Genomic DNA, 560 nt, shown 5'->3' with positions numbered 1-560 from the left:
ACACGCCTGTTGTCCCTACGTAGGGTACAACTTTACCAAAAGCTTTCGAGAGAATGCTTGAGCGTGCACTGGTAGGTAAATATTTGGTCACAGATAACAGTTTGGTAAATTGATTACTGATGGGTTTTAGCGTGCTGCTGGGTTTTTCGATGGACGATCTTGTGCTGTCAGAGACTTTTGCTGGTTTTTTATTGGTCAGCTTGACGGGCAGTTTTTTTAATAATCCTGACATACAAAATTCCTTAACGTAGATAAATCGAATGTTGTTTTTGATAGTGGCAAACAGTAACTGTTAGCAAAGCCATTACAAACACTATGGTACATTAACCGCTGCTTTCCTACTATTATTAGCATGAACTGCTGCGCTTATAAAACAGCAGTCATCTATATTGTGTTGCTAGGATATAGTCTTAAATGATGAAACCGGCTTAAATGGTGATGCACGGATCTGCCTAGTAGACAATCTCTTACTATATACCGCGCTATAATAGCGTGATGTCGGTATGTCTTATTTCATAAATTTTCAATGCTGGATGATGCTATGTCTGATATGTCTAGTC

1 pseudogene is annotated in these 560 nt (G+C 38.9%); it reads right to left on the bottom strand.

From position 1 onward, the window contains the following. Positions 1 to 232: pseudogene (locus ACS8FC_RS19835) on the bottom strand (DUF4442 domain-containing protein); the annotation flags it as partial. Positions 233 to 560: the final 328 nt, after the last annotated feature.

Source organism: Psychrobacter sp. 1Y4, assembly GCF_051847555.1.
This window is presented reverse-complemented; position numbering and strand designations above follow the sequence as displayed.